Raw genomic sequence first — 22372 nt, 5'->3', positions numbered from 1 at the left:
TACTCCGCGTGCTCAGTCGTCAAGCAGTTTACGGAGTACCGTCTGCAGGATTCCGCCGTTGCGGTAGTAATCCAATTCGACGGGAGTATCGATGCGGACCTGAGTGACGAATTCACGCGAAGTTCCATCGGCACTTGTCGCTCGCACAGTTAGTTGCTGACGTGGTTCCAGGCTGTCGTCCAACTCGGGGATATCGAATGTTTCCTCCCCGGTCAGGCCCAGCGATTGCCAAGTCGCGCCATGCTCAAACTGCAAAGGCAGCACGCCCATCATCACGAGGTTGCTGCGGTGGATGCGTTCGTAGCTTGCGGCGATGACCGCTCGCACACCAAGTAAGAAGGTTCCCTTGGCGGCCCAGTCGCGACTGCTACCCGTGCCGTACTCCGCACCAGCGAGAACTACCAGTGGCGTCCCAGCTTCCTGATACTTCATGGCAGCATCATAGATCGCCATGACTTCGTTCTGATCTGCACTATCGCCGAGGAATCGTGTCACTCCGCCCTCGGTACCAGGAGCGAGCTGATTGCGGATGCGAATGTTGGCGAACGTGCCGCGTGTCATGACGCGATCGTTTCCACGACGGCTGCCGTAGCTGTTGAAGTCGCGGGGCTCGACGCCGTTGGACTGCAAATACTCGCCTGCTGGGCTGGTCGAGGCGATGGCTCCTGCCGGGGAGATGTGATCGGTTGTGGTGGAATCTCCTAATAGCGCCAAGCAACGCGCCCCGCTCAAGGCTTGAATCGGCTCGACTGCACGAGAAAGTCCGACTAGGAATGGAGGCTCTTGGATGTAGGTGCTTGATTCACTCCAATCATAGAGTTCGCCGCCGGTTACTTCGATGGCATTCCACTTCGGGTTCTTCTGCCAAACGTTGTCGTACTGAGCCTGGAACATTTCGGGCAAGACGCATGCCTCGACGACTTCGCGTACCTCTTCATGCGTTGGCCAGATGTCCTCAAGGAAAACCTCCTGGCCGTCAGGATCTGAGCCAATCGCTTCGCGCGTCAAATCGGTCTCTACAGAACCGGCCAATGCGTAAGCGACCACCAGCGGTGGGCTCGCCAGATAGTTCGCCTTCACATGGGGATTGATTCGTCCCTCGAAGTTCCGATTTCCGCTCAGGACACCGGCGACGACTAGGTCGTGTTCGCTGACAGCTCCAGAAATCGGTTCAGGCAACGGACCGCTGTTCCCGATGCAGGTCGTGCAGCCGTAGCCAACTGTGTAGAACCCGACCTTCTCTAGGTCGTCATCTAGCCCAGCACGTTCCAGGTAGTCGGTCACGACGCGGCTTCCTGGGGCAAGGCTTGTCTTCACTTGTGGGCTGACGGTCAGTCCTCGTTCGACGGCTTTTTTCGCCACGAGACCAGCCGCCACCATTACTGAGGGATTGCTGGTGTTTGTGCAACTGGTGATTGCGGCGATCACGACGGAACCGTGTTTGATCTCGAATTCCTTCTCGTCCCAGTGGACACTTACTCCATCAAATCCCGCATCTGCCACGGCCACCGCAGGCTCGGCCTGAGCGGCGCCCGGTTCGACCGGTTGGCCACCTTCCCCTTCCCAACGACCTTGTAGTGACCCATCGGCAGGATGCTTGCCGAATACCTCCCCCAAATCGTGATGCCAAGTCGATTTCATCGCGCTGAGGCTGATGCGATCCTGAGGACGTTTTGGTCCGGCTAAGCTCGGCTCGACAGTCGAAAGATCAAGCTCAACCACCTCGCTAAAGGTAGGCGTTGGGGTTGAGTCTGTCACAAAGAGCCCCTGCTCTTTCGTGTACCGTTCAACAAGTTGGACTTCCTCTTCGGTCCGTCCAGTTCGGCTGAGGTAGGCGAGTGTTTCCGCGTCAATTGGGAAGAAGCCCATTGTCGCGCCATACTCCGGCGACATGTTGGCGATCGTTGCACGATCGGCCAGTGACATCTTGGCGATGCCGTCGCCGAAGAACTCCACAAACTTGCCGACGACTCCTTGGCTGCGGAGGATCTCGGTGACGGTTAGCACCATGTCAGTGGCAGTGGCACCGGCTGGCAGTTCACCGGTGAGCTTCATGCCGACAACCTCCGGCATCAGCATATAGATCGGCTGACCGAGCATCACGCCCTCAGCCTCAATGCCTCCGACACCCCAGCCCACAACACCGAGGCCGTCGATCATTGTGGTGTGACTATCAGTGCCGACGAGTGAGTCAGGTACCGCAACCGTTCCTGCATGATCTTCGCGGAGGAAGACGCACTTCGCCAAGTATTCGAGATTTACCTGATGAACAATTCCCGTCCCAGGGGGAACGACGCGGAAGTTGTCGAAGGCTTCTTGGCCCCAGCGGAGAAATTCGTAACGCTCTTGATTGCGAGAGAATTCCAGCTCGATGTTCAGGTCGAGGGCCGAATCGCTGGCGAAGTGATCCACCTGAACCGAATGGTCGATCACGAGATCCGCAGGGACCAGCGGGTTGATTTTCTTGGGATCGCCCCCCAGCCGCTGCATGGCCGAACGCATGGCCGCCAAGTCTACGACCGCAGGGACACCTGTAAAGTCCTGAAGGACGACGCGGGCTGGCTTGAAGGGAACTTCTACCTCGCCGCTCGCTGCGGAGGACGGGCTCCATGCTGCTAGGTTTTTGACGTCGTCTTCGCGGACAACGTAACCATCGCAATTCCGCAGGCACGATTCCAGCAGGACACGGATTGAGAAAGGCAGCTTAGCGATCTCTGCAAGGCCTGCGTCTTCAAGCTTCGAGAGGCGGTAAATCCCCGCTTGGCCGGAGCCAGTGTCAAAAGTATCGCGTGCAGAAAACGGATCGGTTAGCAGCGTAGGGCTTGCCATAGAGTGCTTCTCTCAAGTCGGAAATCGCGGAGGAATTGGCCGATTAAACTAGAAAACCAGTTTAACGAGTCACACCAACTCCTGGCAGCCCTGTAGCTGCTACAAGTTCCGAAACCTGAGGAGAGTCACCGACATTCGGTTCGGATGAAGCTTGAGAGCAGAGAGCTGAGGTATCCGCAGAGCGAAGCCTGGGACTGAGCAGGCAATGCAGCGGAAGCCTAGCAGCTAACCACAGTTTCTTGTACGGCCTTGAGCAGGCCTGGCGGGTCGAGAGGCTTGCTGATCCAGCGATCAACGCCCTGCGACCCGACCGCAACATTATTTTCTTCGGGCGTTGAGCCACTGACGCCGAAGATGGTTAGATCGCGATGCTGCTCGTGAGACCTGACAAAGCGTACTACTTCTGGTCCATCGCAGAGTGGCATTTTCATGTCCAGTAGTAGAAGTCCAGGACGTTGATTCTGGCTGAGGTAGTTGACGGCTTGTTCGCCATCACCAACGGTGTCGACATCAAGTCCACCAAGCCGCAGGAATCCGGCTAGCATTTCTCGCTCATTCTCATCGTCTTCGGCCAGCAGGATGCGGGGATTCGCTGACTTGTCCACGCTCCGATCGTTGGAGGAGGATTCCTCGCCGTCAGGTAATTGGCTCAGTCGAGGATAAATCGGTTTTTTTGATTCAGGCTTGCGCTGCAATACGTCATTCTCATCAAGCCGACGCACCGCCGCCATGATCTCATCGAAGGTTTCCTGAGCATCCTTGGCGTCGCCGACACGCATCTGCTCTTGGTAGAGATGCAAGCCAATGCTGATCGAGTGAAGTTCGTTGCGGATATCGTGGCGAACCTCACGGGGCAGTCGTAGGAGTTGTCGGCGAGTTTCCTCAGCCTGCTTCCCGGAACCGGCAATTTCATCGCGGACAATCTTAATGGAAGGTGGAGCGTCGACCCCCACTTTGACGGCACCTGACTGGATTCGTAGAAAATGGACGGTAATTCCCAACTCGGGGAATGACAGCTTCTCTTTCGAGCGTCGTGACAGGACCAGCATGATGAGGTCCCTCCTTGGATAGGTTGCTCTGAGCGTCGCAACTCCTTCGCAGGGAAGGAGACTACCTCACGTGGAAGTAGGCGTCGACATGGACATCTGGGTTACGGTGCGTCTGGAAACGGCATTCTCATGCCCCGCGCTATCCCTGGCTTTCTCTACCGTGGATTTCCGTTGCCCTACTTTGCTATTTGCAACATATTCCCAAGCAACTCAGAAAGCTCCCAGCTTCCGGAAGGTGGCCGACACCTCCATTAGTACTAGCATCGACCCATGTATCTTAATGTCTCGCTTTGAGTGACTAAAGTCAAGCAGATTTTGGGAAATCTGCATCGCCAAAAAGATACCAATTCACTCTTTCGTTTGACTTGGAACAATTGCGCAACAGTGCGCAGTTTGGGTTGTTTAGGTGCCTGCTAGGGGCTGGGGTGTATTGGCAGCACAGATTGCTCGGACAAGTTCGTTGGGATCAAGAGGCTTCACAAGATGCAAATCGAATCCAGCTTCCTCTGCGCGACGCTTGTCACGTTCACGTCCGTATCCGGTAAGCGCGACAAGCATGAGTCCACGAAACCGTGCTTCGTACCGGATTCGACGAGCCAGTTCGTAGCCGTCAATATCTGGAAGTCCGATATCGATGACCGCGACTTCGGGAGTGTACTCTTCCAGAAGTTCGAGTGCTTCTTCGCCCCCTGATGCCGCTTGAACTTCAAATCCCTTGAGTTTCATAGCCCGAAGCAACATGCGTCGAACGCCATCATTGTCCTCGACGACTAGAAGTTTTGTTCCTTCGACGATTGTCTCTGGCAGTTCGACCACGCGTCGAGGACGTTTCTCAGTGAGTGGGATTCTGCAGACGAACTCGCTCCCTTGGGAGGTGCCGTCGCTCAGTGCTTCGACGATTCCGCCATGTCCTTCCATGACTTTCTGCACCACGGTTAGCCCAAGACCCATGCCCCCTTGGGATCGGTCCAAGGTTTCATCCGATTGAAGGAAAGGCTCAAAGATGCGGTCAATGAGGTCGGGAGGAATTCCGTCACCGTTATCTTTCACACGTAGTACCGCGAAGCCGTCTTGTTGACCCAAAGAGTAATGAATCTTACCTCCTTCGGGCGTGTACTTTGAAGCATTCACCAATAGGTTGACTTGGGATTGCTGCAACCGTCCGACGTCACCTTCGACATAGATCGGAGTCTCAGGAGAACTAAGGTGCAGTTCCTGCTGCTTCTCATCAATGCGATGCTGCACGCATTCTACGGCATCGACTAGCAGCGAATTGAGATCGACAACTTCCTTATGCAGATTGATTTTGTCGTTAGTAATACGGGCCACGTCCAATAAGTCATCAAGCATCCGGGCGACATGACGAACATTGTGTTCGATTACATTACGGGCTTCTGCGTCAGTTTCTTCATCAAGCTGGTTCTCATTGAGTAGGGTGGTCGCGTTGAGAACGGCAGCCAACGGGTTGCGAAGTTCATGTGAGAGCATTGCCATAAACTGATCGCGCCGCTTGATCGCTTCGCGAACTTCCGCCTCGGCCCGTTTTTCGCTGGTCATATCTCGAGCGATGGCTGAGGCTCCTACGACTCGGTCGTTTTCGTCACTAATCGGCGACCATGTGAGGGCGACATGGAAGATTGAATCGTCGCGGCGCTGGGGGGTCGACTGAAGTCGATCAATCGTTCTACCTTCAGCGATCTGGGAGAGGGTCACATCAAGGTCGCGATCTGATTCCGTTAGATTTAGCAACTTGACATGCTGTCCTATGATTTCTTTTGCAGAGTAGCCAAAAAGGTTTTCAGCTCCTCGATTCCAAGTTCGAATCGTGCCATCCAGATCGCAGCGGAAGACAGCATCTTGGGAGTGTTCAACGATTTCCGAAAGCTCAGCAAGAGTTGCTTCGGCTTGTTTCAGCGAAGTGATGTCGACCAAGGTAATGACGGCGCCATCCGTTTTGCCCTGAGAGAGATAGGGCAAGACGCGCAGAAGAAACCAACTACCAGATCGGTCCTGGACTTCACGCTCGCAGGGGGTGCGGTCCGCCAACACGCGTTTCACATCGGTGGGAAGCTCTTCGTAGTCAATGTTGTAGGTAAAAGAGTCGAATCTTCGACCGATATCTTGAGCAATCAGGTTAAAAGTTTCGCGAATGCCGGGGGTAAATCGTCGAATACATAGTTCTGCGTCGAGAAAGATCGTGTGAACATTCGTGCTATTGAGCAAATTGTCCATATCGTCGGTGAGCTCAGTTAGCTCGTCGATCTTCCGCTGGTACTCGGCGTTTACGGTATATAGTTCCTCGTTGACCGAATGCAGTTCTTCGTTGGTGCTTTGCAGTTCTTCGTTCGACGCGGTGAGCTGCTCATTGGCGGCTTGGAGTTCTTCATTGGTCGTCTGCGACTCTTCGATCGTTGACTGAAGGCTGGCTTTGGTTTCCTGCAGTTCCCGTTCTAGGGCATCGAATTCACGGCTCGAGAGCTCGCTCGCCGAAAGCTCTAACGTTTCGTACTCGATGGATCTTTCGATTGCTTGTGTAGGTTCAATCGAAACGATCATCAACTGCGTCGATTCGCGCAAGGGACGGACTGAGAGTCGCAACGACTCCTTATTGTCACTCCCTTCCAGGTGAACGCCTGAATAACTTACTGCCGTGCCATTCTTAGCGCAGCGACGGAGAGCAGCGGATAGCGTATTGCGTAGCCCTGGGTCAATGAGTTCCAGAATGTCAATCGAAGGCCGACCACGACGATGCCGCAGGTACTCGTTGGAATCTCCGAAAGTATGAAGTAGTTCCCCTGTTTCGCTTACGAGGAAGCAAGCAGGCATGAACTCGTCGAGTAAGTAATCGTAGGTGGCAAGTAGGTCTCGTGCGGGGACGACCGAAGAGAGTGCCCCTATCTCTCGCTTTTGGGTCCGAGTCGTCGTAGGAGTTAGCGGTGCGACCGGCATGCGCATACTGGCAGGTAGTTGGGTGTCGCGATGCTTGCGATAGACACGCAGCGACTCGCTCATCGGCTCAAATTCGTCCGCTAATTCCCCTGGCGTTTCGCTTGAGCCGAGACACATAATCCCTCCGGTCTTTAGGCCGAAGTGAAAGAGCGAGAGAACCTTTTTCTGCGTCGCGGGTGTGAAGTAAATAAAGACGTTGCGACAGGTAACCAAGTCGAGATTGGTAAACGGAGCGTCGCGAATGACATTGTGCGGCACGAAAACCACTGTGCGACGCAGCTCCGGAAGCACATGGTATTCTCCATTCGTTTCCGTGAAATAGCGTTCAAGCCTGGCTGGCGTTAGTCCGGAAACACTTTCCGGTGGATAAATACCGTGACTGGCAAACTCGAGGGACTCAGGGTGGACATCCGAAGCGAAAATCTTGAAGGTGCCAGGCCACTCCATCTTTTCAATCGCTTCGTGAATGAGAATCGCCAGTGAGAAAGCCTCCTCACCAGTGGCTGTGCCAACGACCCAGGCTCGGAATTCTTGATTGGGTTCGAGCTTGGCGATCAATTCAGGAATCGCGTCGGACTCTAGGTAATCGAACACATTGCGGTCACGGAAGAAGCCAGTCACTCCGATAAGCAAGTCTTTGTAGAGCGAGTCGAGCTCAGCGGGGTCTTCACGCAGACGCTCCGCATACCGATCAAGATCGACGGAGCCGCTAAGCATAATTCGTCGCTCAATGCGGCGGCTGATGGTTGTTGTTTTGTACTCGGTGAAGTCAATCTTGTAACGCTTCTTTAGCAGCGAGAGGATCCGGTAGATGGGCCCTTCCATTGTCTGCAGGGTCTTCGTTCCTGCTGTTTTCTTCTTCATCAAGGGGTTGGAAAGATAACGAACCAAAGCGTCAGGGATATCACTAGCATCCAGTAGCATGTCGACAATGCCGGTATCGACTGCCGCTCGGGGCATGCCATCAAACTTGGCGGACGACTCTGTCTGCGCAATTACCAGTCCGCCGGCAGAATGAATGTCACGGATACCCCTTGAGCCATCTGAACCGGTTCCCGAGAGGACAACAGCAATTGCGCGAGGCCCAAGGTCTTGAGCTAGTGAACGGAAAAAACTGTCGATCGGGTAGGACAAGTCCTTCCCACGAGCCCGCGAGGCCAAGAGTAGTCGCCCGTCGGAAATAATTACTTCTTTGCCTGGTGGTAACAGGTAGACTGTGTCCGCTTCGACCAACATGCCATCTTCGATCAACTTGATTGGCAGGTTTGTCTCCCGTGCCAGAAGTTTATCCATCAGGCTGTCGAAGTCAGGCGAGAGGTGCTGAACCACGACGTACGCCATGCCCGATTCTGACTGCGTACTGCGGAAGAATTGCTCCAAAGCTTCGAGCCCGCCGGCAGACGCACCGATCCCAGAAATGAAGAGAGCGTCTCTGCCAGATATAGGAGCAGAGGTTTCGTCTGATTCGTGAGTAGAAGATGCATCATTAGACATGCTTGTATCCTGCCAAGTTGACGTCAATCAATGGAAAGAGATCGGTTCGCAAGTAGGGTGAATGAAAGCAGTAAGACTTGAAAAAGTCACATTCGCCTCAAGACATCAGTCAGCGAGGCGTTTTTCGAGAAGGGAGTGTGAGTCTGTTTTGGACCGGCTGGCCAACCTCTTCGCTAGCGAGTGTGAAGTAAAAAGTTGATCCGCGTCCCGGTCGTGAGGTCAGCCAGATTCGTCCGCCATGCCGTTCGACAATTCGCTTGCAGAGCGCTAGGCCAACGCCTTCGCCGGGAATTTCCTCGTCGCGGTACAGACGTTGGAAGATCACAAAGATGCGGTCGAAGCAGCGTGGCTCCATGCCCATGCCATTGTCCTCAAAGGAGAACTGCCACTCATCCTCGTGGCGACGGACTTCGATATGGATCTTGGGATCCTCATCGCGACGATAACGCATCGCATTATCGATCAAATGAGTAAATACCGTTTTCAGTTGATTGCGGTCTGCGTAGACCTTGGGGAGCGTGTCGTGGGTGATCGTCGCTCCATCGTATTCGATTTGGTCTTTGAGCTGTGTTTTGACCTCGTCAAGCAATTCATGGCAATCGACGAGCTCAGGTGGTTCCCCTCGCGTATGAATTCTTGAATAAGCAAGCAATGCGTCAATCATGCTACTCAGTTGAGTCGCCCCTTTGGTCATGACGCTCAAGGATCTTCGTGCCTGATCGTTCAGCGATTCCTTCGCTTCCTCTGCCAGTATACGACCGTGATCGTTAATGTGCCGTAACGGCGACTGGAGATCGTGTGAGACGGCATAGGCGAATTCGATAAGTTCAAGGTTCGACCGCTCCAAGTCTTCGGCTCGTCGTTCCGCCTCGCGGCTTGCTTCTTCGATGGCAGTGACATCAGTGAACGTCAGAATGACGCCTCCGATCTCACCATCAGGAAGCAGGTAGGGGGTTATCCGTTGAAAGAAAGGGCGGCCATTCCTACTCTTGACTTTCCGCTCAACGATTTCGGTTCCCTGGATTACCGTTTCGATATCCTGCAGCAACTCAGGATTATCGAGGTTGTAAGCGATGTGCTCGATCGGGCGGCCAACGTCTTGGTCAAGCACATGAAACGCCGAAGCAATTGAGGGCGTGAACTTGCGAATCTTCAATTCGCGGTCGAGGAAGATCGTTCCTATCTGCGTGCCTTGCAGCAGATTGTCCATGTCAGAAGTGACTTCCGTCAGCTCGCTGATCTTCCGCTGGTGTTCGGCATTGACCGTGTAAAGCTCTTCGTTCACCGAGTGCAGTTCTTCATTGGTACTTTGCAGTTCCTCATTCGAAGCGACGAGTTCCTCGTTGGTCGCTTGGAGTTCTTCGTTGCTGGTTTCTAGTTCTTCAACGGTGCTTTGTAGCGACTCTTTGGTGAAATTCAGCTCTCGCTCAAGGTCGGTGATCCGTTCAGCCGATTCACCATGGGGATCGAAATCTTGCTCGTAGGCGTCTTGCTCTTCGGGCGAACGCTTGGGTGTATCAAGCTCTTCGATGCCAATTAGGTAGTATTTTTTGTTGCCAGGGCTATGAGGCTCAATAGTTAGCTTGACCAATTCTTCCTGGTCACCAACTTGGGCCTTAACCCCTCGATAAACGACGATGGAATTCTGGCGAGCTGCTCGGTGGAGCGCGGCACTGAGGGCCATGCGCAGGTCGCCGTCCATCATCTTGAGGACTTCTAAGGAAGGGCGACCAGCTGGCTGAGTGAGGTACTTTCTTGCCTCGCCAAAAGTGTGCTCTAACTCAAAATGCTCATTGACAAGCAAACTGGGGGGAACATACTTCGCCAACAATGACTCAAAAGCCTTGGGAACCGCCCAATCTTTACCGGGGGCTGGTGCCGCTAGTGGGGATATATGAGCGCGCACAGGCATGCTCAGCGGCGGCATCATGGACATTCCAACCGTGTCGCGGAGTCGAATGTCCCGAAGCTTTCGGAACACCTTCCAATGCTGATCAAGTGTGTCGAACTCTCTCTCGAATGGCCGCACGGTTTCACTAGGACCCAGCCATAAGTAACCGTTTACCTTGAGCCCAAAGTGATACATCGCCACGATCTTCTGCTGGATCGGTTGCTCAAGGTAAATAAGCACATTACGGCACACCAGCAAATCGAGTTTCGTGAAAGGGGGATCTTTTGTGATGTCGTGAGGAGCAAAGATCACCATCTTTCTCAACTCTTGAGAGACATGAAAAAGGGATCCGTGCTGAGTAAAGTAGCGGTCTTTTCGTTCAGGCTTCAGCCGAGAAACTGAGTCGGCGGAATAGGTTCCGAGGCTAGCCGTCTCAAGCGAGCGGGCGTGAACGTCAGTGGCAAATACTTTAACATTGAGATTGCGTTCATTCGCTCCAATTTGTTCATGCAGGAGCATCGCAATAGAATAGGCTTCCTCGCCCGTAGCACACCCAGGAGCCCATACTCGGATTTGCCCTCCTTCGGGAGTGTTCTCGATGATCTTGGGAAGTACTTCCTTTTCGATAACGCCGTAAGCCTCAGGGTCTCGAAAGAAGTGAGTCACCTCAACCAAAAGATCACGATAGAGCGCCTCAAGCTCATCAACGTCCGATTCCAGCAGGTCAACGTATGCACGCAAACTACTGCAGTCGCTCATGGTCATGCGGCGCTCAAGACGACGATTAATGGTTGTCGGCTTGTAGGTGCGGAAGTCTAAGCCAAACCTGTTTCGGAAGATGCGAAATAGGCTTGCCATCTCGTCTTCTTGCTCAAGTTCCTCATGTCCTGCTTCACCACGAATAAACTCCTCGGGCGCAGCCGCATACTGCATGATGCGTTCCGGTATGCGCTCAGCCCTAGCAACGACATCAACGAGTCCCGTAGCGATCGCGTTGCGAGGCATGCCGTCGAAGGCTGCCGAATCGGCGTCTTGAACAACGACCAAACCGCCTGCGTGATGAATGTCATCTAATCCGCGCGAGCCATCGCTTCCTGTGCCAGATAGGACAACAGCAATGCAACGCTTGCCCGCATCACGTGCCATCGAGCGGAACAGGATATCAATGGGAAGATTTAGCCCGCCCGAAGCATCTTGGTCGGTTAGCAACAGCTTGCCGTCCGAGAGGACCATGTTTTTCTTGGGCGGAATCAAGTAGATGCCATTGGGCTCAATGGCCATCCCGTTTTCGACCTTGTGAATGGGCATCTCCGTATGTCGCGCTAGGAGCTCGTCCATCAGGCTCTTAAAGTCAGGCGACAAATGTTGAACGATGATGAATGCCATCCCAGTATCAGGCGGCGTATTGTCAAAGAATCGCTCGATTGCCTCTAAGCCACCAGCTGAGGCACCAATCCCAACGATGGGGAATTGAATCCCAGCCGAATCACCTGTCGGCGAATTACGCTCAACAGCCTCATTCTCTTCAGCAGCGAGCACTTCTTCATTAGTTTCGGATTCTTCGGACATGTGGTCTTGCAAATTCTGAGAGGAAAAGTAACCGTGGAGGCAAGGCAGTCCATCAATGAGTTAGCTGTGATATGATAGGCTGATACAAGGTAGTTTGAAACATAGTAGGCTACAGAACTGCTGAGAATAACTTCGAGATCTGCGGGCCGAAGATCAAATCCATCGTGTCCAGCTGGAGCAAGATTCTTGTTGGCTGTTTTCCGTCTTGGGTTTAGGCCCATCTCGACTGCCAAATAGTTGTAAGTTACCTGCTTTGGTTGGTGGTTGGCCACTAATAATGATTAATGTTGGTCAAAAGGCGTAATGAACCAACAGACGCTACCGCGAGATTGAGCGGCTTACCCTAAATCAATTAGCACCGGAGTACTTAATGTTGACTGATTCCATCGGCGAAACCGTCACGATGCTCTTGGTCGAAGATGATGAAATTGATGCTGAGGCTATCCGTCGAGCGTTTCGAAAAGCACGAATTGCCAACCCGATAGAGCACGTTCAGGACGGTCTTGAGGCTTTGGAACTTCTTCAGGGCTCCAATGGCAAGCAGCCGCTTCAGCGGCCCTACCTGATCCTGCTCGACCTCAATATGCCCCGCATGAATGGCATTGAGTTCCTGAAGCAGATGCGACGCGATGAGCAACTGCGCGACAGTGTAGTTTTTGTCTTGACCACTTCGGATGACGATCAAGACAAGCTGCAGGCCTACGAGAGCCAAGTTGCCGGTTATATCGTCAAGTCAAAGGCGGGTGAAGATTTCGTCAATCTCATTGGGATGCTTGATCACTACTGGCGCGTCGTTGAGCTCCCGCCTGAGCATGATGACTTCAGGAAGTGATTAGCTCAACTAGGCTGGCTTCTTTTCAGCACCTACCGCCAATCGGAATACGAGCGACTCGGGGTCAAGTGGCTTTGGGAACCAGCCATCGACCCCTTGGGGGCCGACTTCTACCCCATAGTGGGCTGGGTCTTCGCCACTCACTGCCAGGATCGTCAAGCCGTCGAGCTCTTTTCGCTGGCGAATCTCTCGAACGGTGCTAGGTCCATCGACCCCAGGCATATTCATGTCCAGGAGGACCACATCGGGCTGCTCGTTGTCTTCGAGATAAGAGAGCGCCGCCTCTCCTTCGTGAGCGACCGATACATTGAACTCGCGACAACGCAAGTACCCTGCCAACAGGCGGCATTCGTTAACGTTGTCTTCTACCAAAAGGGCGGTTCGCTTCGGTGGTTCCTCAGCCGGTGGCAACGATTTCTGTCGGCGATCAATTTCTTCGTCGAGTGCCTTGAGCTCAAAGAACATCTTGAACATGGCATCTTCAAGCTCAGGATACTGGTCTACCTCTAATCGAGAGTTCAACTCTGTCAAAGAGAGTGCTGCGAGATGCACCCGCTCCCGCAACTGGCGATCTCGTTCAGCGACGCTCAGCGAGTCAATTTCCGAGCCTGATTCTTTCGCACTTAAGTCAATGAGCTCAGGAAGCGACTTTTCGGGAACAGCTTCACCACGATCATCGAGCTCATGCCGCCGGATATCTATCTGCTTGGGAGCTTTGATTCCAACACGGACAGAACGGCCATCGAGTTTCAGGATCTCGATCGTGATCCCCAAATTGGGGAAAAGTATTTTGTCGTTGCGACGACGCGATAAGACTAGCACGGCGCGGTTCTCCTACCACGGCCCGTGACAGCTCCTAGTAAGGAGCGTTCAAGGGGTTCGATATCCGTAAATGGACTTAGTGGGACGTATCTGGAGGCAAGTCAGCCTTGCTTCCTATGCTGCATGCTCGGTTGATCAGTTACCGAGGCGATTTTCCGGTTGTTGTGACGCTCCGCTAAGGTTCATCCCTAGCGATCATGGAGCGTGACGTCCCTGTCGCAAATCTATCTAGTTGTCAGTCTTGATGGGCCCCGCAAGTCATGTGCAAGGCCTGAGCTCGTTCTTACTGCGATTAAGATAAGTGTTTCACATCGGAACCAAGCTACGCTGCAGGGGGGGCGAGCAACAAGCCCAACTCAGCGGAATTCCCTAAAAAAGAAGCAATTTCGATAACCCGCACCGGGATACAGACTGCCGCACGGAATGACTTGGGGTGATCACACCAGTTACGCAACCCGTGCTGTCTCAATTCGAAGGACGGTTGAATCTTCACCGGTTTGCTGACCGAAACGTAGGCAACGCCACTGGACTGCGCGTTGCATCAGCTCGTTGCTGTCGGAGATGTCGAGCTTTTTCTTGATGCGCGCCCGGAACGATTCAACGGTTTTCACACTCCGATGCATTCGCTCAGCGATAAGGCGCGTTGAAAGACCCTCGCCGATGGCTTGGAACACTTCCATCTCACGATCCGAGAGCACCTCCAACGGCTGCGGATCAGAGGATTCGTTTACTAAAGCTTCTAGCGGATCTTCGGCTTCTTTAAGGCCGAGGACTTCGTCAATGCGGGTAAGAAACTGGCTATTTGGAGCCTTTTTCTCCGAGTAGCCGTGGGCGCCCGCTTTTAGCGCCCGAGACTTGAAGATCGCCTCATCTTCCATCGAGACGACTAGGATCCGCATGTTAGGAAAGCGGCGTCGCGTCTCTTTAATCAGTTGCACACCGCTGCTCTCACGTAGTGTGAGATCAATGATGGCGAGATCAAAGTGGCGGGTGCGGAACAGTTCGAGAGCATTGGATAAATTGTCTGCTTCTCCTGCCACAGCGAGATCGTCTCGTCCTGAGAGCACCTGAATGATGCCTTTGCGGATTAGGCTGTGGTCGTCAACGATGGCTATCTGGGTGCGTCTGGTCATGAGTGCTGAGCGAGTGCCTTGGTTGACTTCGGTGGGGATCAAACTTCATTAATAGGAAGGACTGCAAGTCGAGAACGGGCGAAGGATAGCAATCCCGTGGCTGACCACCAATAGAAACACCAGTTATCGGGCTTCCCCCTACAATCTGCTGTCATTGCTAGTGTCGATATGTGAGGTATCTAGGGGAAAGGTCTACTCTCCTAGCTTCTTTCTGAGCCCAGCAGGCGAGCCTCTGGCTCGTCTGTTCGCCTTCCGAGGGGCGCCTGCCCCGCTCCTCGGGAGGCACTTTTTATGCGTAGCTTCTGCTGACTTCTCCGTTTCAGCAACCGGTTACCGTAGGGTGATGAGGCAGTTTGGGTTAGACTGGCCAACAACTTTGGCTGAACTTACTCTCCGGGCCCAATGCATGTCTGATGCCGCTAGCAACGATTCCGAATCTTCAGGCTACCTCACGAGCCCTCCGCCAAGCGACAAGATGCCGGGCGGGATACCTTACATCATCGGGAATGAGGTGGCAGAGAGGTTTAGTTTCTATGGCATGAGAACTATTCTGACAGTTTTCATGACGAAGTATTTGCTCGACTCTAGCGGTGCCCTCGCACCAATGAGCGAGGAAGACGCGAAGTACTGGTATCACACTTTTATCGTTGCCGGTTATACATTCCCCCTAGTAGGAGCTATCGCCTCCGATTGGCTATTTGGTAAATATCCAACAATTCTTGCCCTCAGTGTCGTCTATTGTTTAGGGCATCTTGCTTTGGCATTAGATGAAACTCGTGTCGGTCTCTTCACGGGACTGATTCTCATTGCCGTGGGCATGGGCGCCATCAAGCCCTGCGTGACTGCCCACGTCGGCGATCAATTTGGCTCAAAGAACAAGCATCTGATGAGCCGGGTGTTCGGGTGGTTCTACCTTTCGATCAACCTAGGAGCAGTGCTTTCTTCGTTCCTTACTCCAATCCTGTTGGATCCGGACAAGTTTCGTGAGACTTTCGGCAATTTCGGAGAGCAACTAATCTCCATCGGACTTGAGCCTGGACCATCCTTGGCTTTCGGACTTCCTGGAATACTGATGGCCATTGCCACTTTCGTGTTCTGGCTTGGTCGACATCGATTCATTCATGTTCCTCCTCGTGGAAAGGAGTTTCTAGAGGAGGCCTTTTCCGCAGAGAGCATCTCGGCGATTAAACGGCTCGTACCAATCTATATCTGTGTTGCAGCTTTCTGGTGCCTTTTCGACCAAACTGGCAGCGCATGGGTTCTGCAAGCCGAGAAGATGAACCAGACATGGATGGGGTACTCCTGGAGCCCTAGTCAGCTTCAGCTAGCTAACCCTGCATTTATCCTCATTCTTGTTCCGCTGTTTTCATACTTGATCTATCCCGTTCTCGATCGAATCGTACCGCTCACACTCTTGCGCAAGATAGGCATAGGCATGTTTCTCGCCGTGCCGGTATTCGTGATCAGTGCCTTAATCCAAATTGACATCGATCAAGGTGGTACCCCGAGCGTTGGTTGGCAGATGCTCGCCTACTTGGTTCTCACCGCTGCCGAAGTGCTGATTAGCATCAGTTGCTTCGAACTCAGCTATACCCAAGCCCCCAACAGTCTGAAGTCGTTCATTATGTCGGTTTTCTTATTGAGTATTGCACTAGGCAACGAATTTACCGCAGTCGTCAACGCCGTTATCCAAAATGAAGATGGAAGCACAAAACTCGAAGGGGCCAGTTATTACTGGTTCTTTGCAGGAGTCATGCTTGTTGGGGCAATTGCGTATGTATTCGCAGCAATACGATTCGAGGGCAAGACTTATATCCAAGGCGAAGAGCAAGCCTAGCCACCATGGAACCAAAGCTCGGAATAACCATGCTCGAAACGAAAACAAGAATTGCCTTAGTTTTATTGCTTTGGCTGCCCTCAACATTGATTTGCCCCAGCTTGGCACCCGCAGGCGAAACTTTCCTCATCTGGCCCGACCTTGCTCCTGGCGAAACCACCAAGCAGGTTGGCGTGCCGATGCCGGCTGACGGGAAGAGCGACCCACCGATTGTTCGCCTGAAAGATGTCACCTCGCCAAAGATGGAGGTCTTCTTGCCGGAAGGTAAATCGAGCGGCGCAGCAGTCCTAATACTTCCCGGCGGAGGATACAACTACGTCGTGCCAAATCTGGAAGGCTCGGAATTAGCGACCAAGCTCAATGAGCAAGGCATCACGGCGTTCGTGTTGAACTATCGCACAAAGAACACCAAGGAGGGACCGCATTGGAAGCGGCCACTTGCCGATTCACGCCGTGCGATGCGAGTGATTCGTTCACGTGCCGCAGAATGGAAACTTGATCCAGCGAAACTTGGCCTTGTTGGGTTCTCGGCAGGTGGGCAACTCGCGGCGATTCACCTGACTAATGAAATAAAGGCCTACGAACCGATCGACGCGATTGACGAAGCGAGCGCAGCGGCTAATTTCGCTCTCCTGATCTACCCGTGGCAGATGTACGACAAGAAAACGGACCGACTAATTCCCGAGATCGTACCTGACGAGGGTACGCCACCTACTTTTATCGTTCATACTCACGATGATAAGTCGACCTCGCTCGGGGCGGTTCTCTTCTACTCGGCTTTGAAGAAAAGTAATGTCCCCGGCGAGCTGCACGTCTACACAACTGGAGGCCACGGTTATGGAACGCGCCCCCGAAACGGCTCAGTGATTCACACGTGGCCGGATCGTGCAGTCGAGTGGCTAAGGCTGCGTGGGCTAACGGTCCCAAACTAACCGCTCGCGGCTTAGCCGTCCCACGAAGAATAATCCCTGGCGAGGCTTAGCTCGCCGGCTACTTCCTAGTTAGGTTCAGGCCCTGGTCGTCGTCATCGAACAAATACACTTGGGAAGAATCAACGCAGACCCTCACTCGCGTTTCCTCAGAAAGTTCGCTCGCTGCTACTCGACAAGCAACCATTTGCTCGTTCTCCAAACGCAAGTAAACGTCCATGGTGCTGCCCAAGGGCTCAACGACTGAGACTGTGGCAGCTAGTCCATGATCTCCGCTTTCGGGCTCAATCGAAAACGCCTCAGGTCGAACCCCAGCCACAACGGTTCGCGATTTTCCTCCGGCAAGCAACTCTCCTGCCCCGCCATCCACAGGCAACGTGCCGGCAGGGAATGTAAAGAAGACACTCGAGGCCGCTTGATCCAACTGACCTTCAAAAAAGTTCATCGGCGGCATCCCCAAGAACCCTGCCACGAAGCGATTGGACGGTTGGTTATATATTTCCAATGGGGACGCGCATTGTTGGACGACACCTTCATTCATCACCACGACGCGATCGCCGAGGGTCATCGCCTCCTCTTGATCGTGAGTGACGTAGACGGTGGTCGTCTTTAATTCTCGATGCAGGCGTTTCAGTTCCGCTCGCATCTCAACTCGAAGTTTCGCATCCAGATTCGAAAGTGGTTCATCAAACAAAAACACTGCCGGCTTTCGCACAATCGCGCGTCCGAGGGCAACACGCTGCCGCTGACCGCCGGAGAGGGCCTTCGGTTTGCGATCCAGCAACGTCTCGAGCCCCAACAGCTTAGCTGCCCACTCAATACGTTCGGCAATCTCTGCTTTGGGCCTCTTTCGCATCTTCAAGGCGAACGCCATGTTCTGTCGCACCGTCATGTGCGGATACAGGGCGTAGTTCTGAAAAACCATCGCAATGTCGCGGTCTTTGGGATGCATCTCGTTGACGACCCGATCGCCGATCTTCAGAGTGCCGGAGGTGATCGTCTCCAGCCCGGCAATCATACGCAAAGTCGTGGTCTTTCCGCAGCCCGAAGGCCCTACTAGCACGAGGAACTCTCCGTCCTCAATCTGCAGGTTGACCGCATCGACCGCCTTCGTGTCCGTGGCGTAAACTCTTGTCAGGTCCTGGAGCGAAACCGAAGCCATAGTAGTAATTTCATCACTAATTTACTTGTGGAGTGCATTAGAATAACTTTCGAGGCACCTATGAGGAAGTTCTAGGTAAAAGAAGGCCCCGCGTAGGCGGGGCAAGGCATGAAAGACGAACGAACAGTACGCCAAACCAAGCCGCGTCACCTGCTCCGTATCGCTACGTTTGCAGTTATCCTGATCGCGCTGTTCGTCGCCACACGTTTTCTGCCAATCGGAAAGTATTTGACCGACTTTTTGGAATACGTGCGGGCACTAGAGTTTCTCGGTTACGCGTTGTTCCTGGTCGTCTATGTGGCGGCAACTGTGCTCATGGTGCCGGGATTGATTCTCACTCTAGGTGCTGGGTTTGTGTTTGGCTTGCTTCGTGGCACTATTCTGATTTCTCTCAGCAGCGTACTGGGGGCGGTGCTTGCTTTTGTGGTTGGTCGATACTTCGCTCGCGGCTTTGTTGAGCAGAAGGCTCAGGACTATCCCAAATTCGCAGCCGTGGATCGAGCCGTGGAGGATGCAGGCTTCAAGATGGTGCTCCTGACACGTCTCTCACCATTGTTTCCCTTCAACGCCCTAAACTATTTGTTCGGTGTCACGAATGTGAAGCTTCGTGATTACTTCCTGGCAAGCTGGATCGGCATGTTCCCAGGGACGATCATGTACGTCTACTTTGGTACCTTGGCAAAAAACTTGGCCGACTTAGCACGGGGAAAGTACGAAGGTGGCACTGCTGAGAAGTTATTTCTGGTTGCCGGCTTGCTCGTGACGATTGGCGTAACGTTCTACGTCACAAAGCTCGCCCGAAAAGCCATCCGCGATCGCATTGATGAGAACTAATAAGTATGTCAGGAATCGCAGCACTCCAACCTCACGACGAGCACAACAAGCGTCTCGAGCAAAACGTCCACCCGCCCGACTGGACAAATCCCAAGCCCAGCGGTCGGTACAACTTGGTTGTCATTGGTGCGGGAACGGCGGGGCTCGTGACTGCTGCGGGGGCGGCGGGGCTAGGAGCAAAAGTCGCGCTCGTCGAACGCGATCTCATGGGTGGCGATTGTTTGAACGTCGGCTGTGTTCCCTCGAAAGCCTTGATTGCCTCAGCACGAGCAGCACGCAGTGTTAGGAAAGCGGGAGCTTGGGGCGTCAGCGCTGGCTCGCCGACCGTTGACTTCTCTGCTGTTATGCAGCGTATGCGTCGACTCCGTGCCTCGATCAGTCACGTCGACTCAGCCGCACGCTTCCGGGATCTAGGCGTCGACGTTTTTCTCGGCGAAGCAAAGTTTACCAGCAAGTCAGCAATCGAAGTCGCCGGCCAACGGCTTCAGTTCAAAAAAGCTGTGATTTGCACTGGTGCCAGAGCCTCGGCACCACCAATCAACGGGCTCAAGGATGTGGAGTATCTCACCAACGAGACACTTTTCTCCTTAACCGAACTCCCCAAGCGACTTGCCGTGATCGGGGCTGGGCCAATCGGCTGCGAAATGGCGCAAGCCTTCGCAAATTTTGGCAGCGAAGTTTTACTCGTCGAAGCCTCGCACGAGATTCTTCCGCGTGAAAACCCTGATGCCGCGGAGATCGTAAAACGAGCGATGCTCGATGACGGCGTACAACTACTCTGTTGTGGAAAAGAGTTGCAACTTTCTTCAGCCGACGGTGGCGGCGTGCGACTACAAGTCGACTCCCACGGCGAACACTACGATAAAACGGTCGATAAACTCCTCGTTGCCGCGGGACGTAAACCGAATGTCGAAGGCCTGGGCCTGGAAGAGGCAGGCATCAAGTACGATGTGAAGAAGGGAGTGATCGTCGACGATCGCCTACGTACAACCAACGCTAACGTCTTCGCCGCGGGCGACGTCTGCTCGCAGTACCAATTCACTCACGCTGCCGACTTCATGGCACGACTGGTGATTCGCAACGCGTTATTCCTCGGGCGTGCAAAGGCGAGCGCGCTAACGATTCCCTGGTGCACTTACACCTCACCCGAAGTTGCTCATGTCGGCCTCTATCCGAGGGAAGCAAAGCAGCAAGGCATCGAAATAGACACTTACGAGCAATCATTCGAGGATCTGGATCGGGCGATTCTTGACGGTCACCCCGAAGGCTTCGTTCGCGTGCACACCGAGCGCGGCAAAGGAAAGATTCTTGGCGCGACGATCGTCGCGTCCCACGCCGGTGATCTCATCAGCGAAGTCACGCTCGCCATGGAAAACGGCGTCGGCCTGGGTAGCCTTGCTAACGTGATTCACCCTTATCCCACGCAAGCCGACGCCATTCGCAAGCTGGGAGATCAGTACAACAAGACCCGGCTGACGCCGCTGGTGAAGAACATTATGGGTTGGTGGTTGCGTTGGTCCCGCTAGCCCAGTTTCTGGAACCCGGTCTCTGGAACCTAGTCTCCGGAATTATCGCGAGTGGTGATAAGCGATCGAACGACAATAAACCCTAGAATTACAGTGGTATTTGCCCACTTATTGAACGTGCGGTCTCGTGCAACTCTGAAATTGTGTACAATTTAGTTAGGCAGCTGAATAGGCCCTGAAGTCATGGCAGGCCCAGAGAACGAGAAGATGATCCCGCAATCGAAGACCCCCAGACTGAATCGTCGGCAGTGTCTCGCAGCCGTTGGTGCGAGCCTCTCTTTGCCGTTTCTTGAGTCGCTCGGCACGGCATCCAAAGTGTTTGCTGCGAAGGGTGCAACACTAGGACCCGCCATCGCTGCCCCGCGGCTTGTCTGCATGGGCGTTTCGCTCAGTATGTATCCCGGTGAGTGGAACCCCAAGGAAACGGGCCGCAACTACAATGCCCCGCGGCTGATCAAACCGCTGGAAGAGTTGCGCAACGACTTCACGCTGATTTCCAATGCCGATCACCCCGGCGTGAACGGCGGTCACAAGGGGACGCCTGCGTTCTTGTCCGGCGTTTATCAGCCCGAACGTGTGGGCCAGTCGGTGATTATTCGGAATCAAATTACCATTGATCAAGTCGTCGCTAAGTCCGTTGGCTCAGACACACGCTTTCAGTCTTTGCAATTTGGTGCTGCTGAGGCAGGCCCGGCCGATGCGATGTCTTGGAACGACAAAGGCATAGCCCTGCAGGCGATGGCCGATCCGCTGGATATCTTTCGCAAGCTGTTCGTGAACGATCCCCATCCCAAGAAGACCGCCCGCTCGATGCAAGCCGGTCGGAGCATTCTCGATTTGGTGAACGAGGACGCCAAACTGCTTTCTGGGAAGCTCTCGAATTCTGATCGCCAGCAGATGGACCAATACATGACTTCGGTCCGCGACGTGGAGCAAGGCATCGGTCGCCAACTCGAGTGGTTAAATACGCCCAAACCACGCGTTCCTAAGTTGACTGAGCGAGCAACCAGCTACCACGAAAACCTCGATCTCGTTCTCGACCTAACCGCCCTCGCCTTGCAAACGGATTCAACCCGGGTCGTCACCGTGAATATCCCCGGTGGCGGCATGCCCATCCGCGCCAATGGGCGACGCATTGGTAACTACCACGGCCAATCGCACCACGGCAAAGATCCTAAGGTGGTCGAAGAGTTGATCGCCATTGAAACGCTTCATACGAAGTCGCTGGCGAGATTTCTCAAGAAGCTCAAGTCCATCCCTGCTGGCGACGGCACCCTGCTGGATGAAACGCAAGTGCTGTTTGGCAGCGGACTGGGCAACGGCAGCTCGCACTCCAATCGCGACCTTCCCGTCTTACTAGCCGGCGGCGGCCTCAAGCACGGCCAGCACATCCGTTTGCAAGAGGGTACCCCGCTGACGAATCTGTTCGTCACCATGCTCCAACAATCGGGCCTCGAAATCGAGTCGTTTGCCGGCAGTAACGGCAACGTCAACGAATTCCTCAAGTCGTAACCAC

Annotated in this window: 13 protein-coding genes; 6 read left to right on the top strand and 7 right to left on the bottom strand. The window is 53.9% G+C overall.

What is annotated here, in order from left to right:
• Positions 1 to 12: 12 nt before the first annotated feature.
• The 4 genes from acnA to RIB44_13100 all read right to left on the bottom strand — a co-directional run bounded on the left by acnA (position 13) and on the right by RIB44_13100 (position 11781).
• Positions 13 to 2829 (bottom strand): aconitate hydratase AcnA, encoded by a 2817-nt coding sequence (acnA, locus tag RIB44_13115; protein MEQ8617507.1) that lies wholly within the window; start codon positions 2827 to 2829, stop codon positions 13 to 15.
• A gap of 218 nt (positions 2830 to 3047) precedes the next feature.
• Complete coding sequence (locus RIB44_13110) at positions 3048 to 3878, bottom strand: response regulator (protein MEQ8617506.1); 831 nt, start codon at positions 3876 to 3878, stop codon at positions 3048 to 3050.
• Positions 3879 to 4280: 402 nt separating this feature from the next.
• Complete coding sequence (locus tag RIB44_13105) at positions 4281 to 8321, bottom strand: chemotaxis protein CheB (protein MEQ8617505.1); 4041 nt, start codon at positions 8319 to 8321, stop codon at positions 4281 to 4283.
• A 109-nt stretch (positions 8322 to 8430) separates the two neighbouring features.
• The gene (locus tag RIB44_13100; GenBank protein MEQ8617504.1) at positions 8431 to 11781 is read right to left on the bottom strand and encodes a chemotaxis protein CheB; all 3351 of its coding nucleotides are present in this window, start codon (positions 11779 to 11781) and stop codon (positions 8431 to 8433) included.
• 370 nt (positions 11782 to 12151) lie between these two features.
• Here RIB44_13100 and RIB44_13095 point away from each other — a divergent pair, with 370 nt between their 5' ends.
• Complete coding sequence (locus RIB44_13095; protein ID MEQ8617503.1) at positions 12152 to 12613, top strand: response regulator; 462 nt, start codon at positions 12152 to 12154, stop codon at positions 12611 to 12613.
• A gap of 9 nt (positions 12614 to 12622) precedes the next feature.
• On the opposite strand, the gene RIB44_13090 is transcribed toward RIB44_13095, so the two are convergent.
• Entirely contained in the window at positions 12623 to 13435 is an 813-nt protein-coding gene (locus RIB44_13090) for a response regulator (protein ID MEQ8617502.1), read from the bottom strand.
• Positions 13436 to 13881: 446 nt separating this feature from the next.
• Complete coding sequence (locus tag RIB44_13085) at positions 13882 to 14568, bottom strand: response regulator transcription factor (protein ID MEQ8617501.1); 687 nt, start codon at positions 14566 to 14568, stop codon at positions 13882 to 13884.
• A gap of 406 nt (positions 14569 to 14974) precedes the next feature.
• Here RIB44_13085 and RIB44_13080 point away from each other — a divergent pair, with 406 nt between their 5' ends.
• The gene (locus tag RIB44_13080; protein MEQ8617500.1) at positions 14975 to 16405 is read left to right on the top strand and encodes a POT family MFS transporter; all 1431 of its coding nucleotides are present in this window, start codon (positions 14975 to 14977) and stop codon (positions 16403 to 16405) included.
• Positions 16406 to 16434: 29 nt separating this feature from the next.
• A complete protein-coding gene (locus RIB44_13075) occupies positions 16435 to 17337 on the top strand; it encodes an alpha/beta hydrolase (GenBank protein MEQ8617499.1) in 903 nt (300 codons plus the stop codon).
• 58 nt (positions 17338 to 17395) lie between these two features.
• Here the strand turns inward: RIB44_13075 and ugpC are convergent, their stop codons facing one another.
• Entirely contained in the window at positions 17396 to 18496 is a 1101-nt protein-coding gene (ugpC, locus tag RIB44_13070; protein MEQ8617498.1) for a sn-glycerol-3-phosphate ABC transporter ATP-binding protein UgpC, read from the bottom strand.
• A gap of 108 nt (positions 18497 to 18604) precedes the next feature.
• Here ugpC and RIB44_13065 point away from each other — a divergent pair, with 108 nt between their 5' ends.
• From RIB44_13065 to RIB44_13055, 3 genes are all read left to right on the top strand, one after another.
• The gene (locus RIB44_13065) at positions 18605 to 19330 is read left to right on the top strand and encodes a TVP38/TMEM64 family protein (protein MEQ8617497.1); all 726 of its coding nucleotides are present in this window, start codon (positions 18605 to 18607) and stop codon (positions 19328 to 19330) included.
• Between the two features lie 14 nt (positions 19331 to 19344).
• Positions 19345 to 20856, top strand: coding sequence for a mercuric reductase (locus tag RIB44_13060; protein MEQ8617496.1), 1512 nt, complete (start codon positions 19345 to 19347; stop codon positions 20854 to 20856).
• Between the two features lie 183 nt (positions 20857 to 21039).
• Entirely contained in the window at positions 21040 to 22368 is a 1329-nt protein-coding gene (locus RIB44_13055) for a DUF1552 domain-containing protein (protein MEQ8617495.1), read from the top strand.
• Positions 22369 to 22372 lie beyond the last annotated feature (4 nt).

The organism is Lacipirellulaceae bacterium, assembly GCA_040218535.1.
GTDB lineage: Bacteria > Planctomycetota > Planctomycetia > Pirellulales > Lacipirellulaceae > Adhaeretor.
The sequence above is the reverse complement of the archived record's forward strand: the minus strand, read 5'-3'. Positions and strand labels throughout refer to the sequence as shown.

Excerpts from the sequence above, each read along its gene's own strand:
- RIB44_13065 (MEQ8617497.1), top strand. The coding sequence starts at position 18,605 with ATGAAAGACGAACGAACAGTACGCCAAACCAAGCCGCGTCACCTGCTC.
- RIB44_13100 (MEQ8617504.1), bottom strand. The coding sequence starts at position 11,781 with ATGTCCGAAGAATCCGAAACTAATGAAGAAGTGCTCGCTGCTGAAGAG.
- acnA (MEQ8617507.1), bottom strand. The coding sequence starts at position 2,829 with ATGGCAAGCCCTACGCTGCTAACCGATCCGTTTTCTGCACGCGATACT.
- RIB44_13095 (MEQ8617503.1), top strand. The coding sequence starts at position 12,152 with ATGTTGACTGATTCCATCGGCGAAACCGTCACGATGCTCTTGGTCGAA.
- RIB44_13110 (MEQ8617506.1), bottom strand. The coding sequence starts at position 3,878 with ATGCTGGTCCTGTCACGACGCTCGAAAGAGAAGCTGTCATTCCCCGAG.
- RIB44_13055 (MEQ8617495.1), top strand. The coding sequence starts at position 21,040 with ATGGCAGGCCCAGAGAACGAGAAGATGATCCCGCAATCGAAGACCCCC.
- RIB44_13105 (MEQ8617505.1), bottom strand. The coding sequence starts at position 8,321 with ATGTCTAATGATGCATCTTCTACTCACGAATCAGACGAAACCTCTGCT.
- RIB44_13085 (MEQ8617501.1), bottom strand. The coding sequence starts at position 14,568 with ATGACCAGACGCACCCAGATAGCCATCGTTGACGACCACAGCCTAATC.
- RIB44_13080 (MEQ8617500.1), top strand. The coding sequence starts at position 14,975 with ATGTCTGATGCCGCTAGCAACGATTCCGAATCTTCAGGCTACCTCACG.
- ugpC (MEQ8617498.1), bottom strand. The coding sequence starts at position 18,496 with ATGGCTTCGGTTTCGCTCCAGGACCTGACAAGAGTTTACGCCACGGAC.
- RIB44_13075 (MEQ8617499.1), top strand. The coding sequence starts at position 16,435 with ATGCTCGAAACGAAAACAAGAATTGCCTTAGTTTTATTGCTTTGGCTG.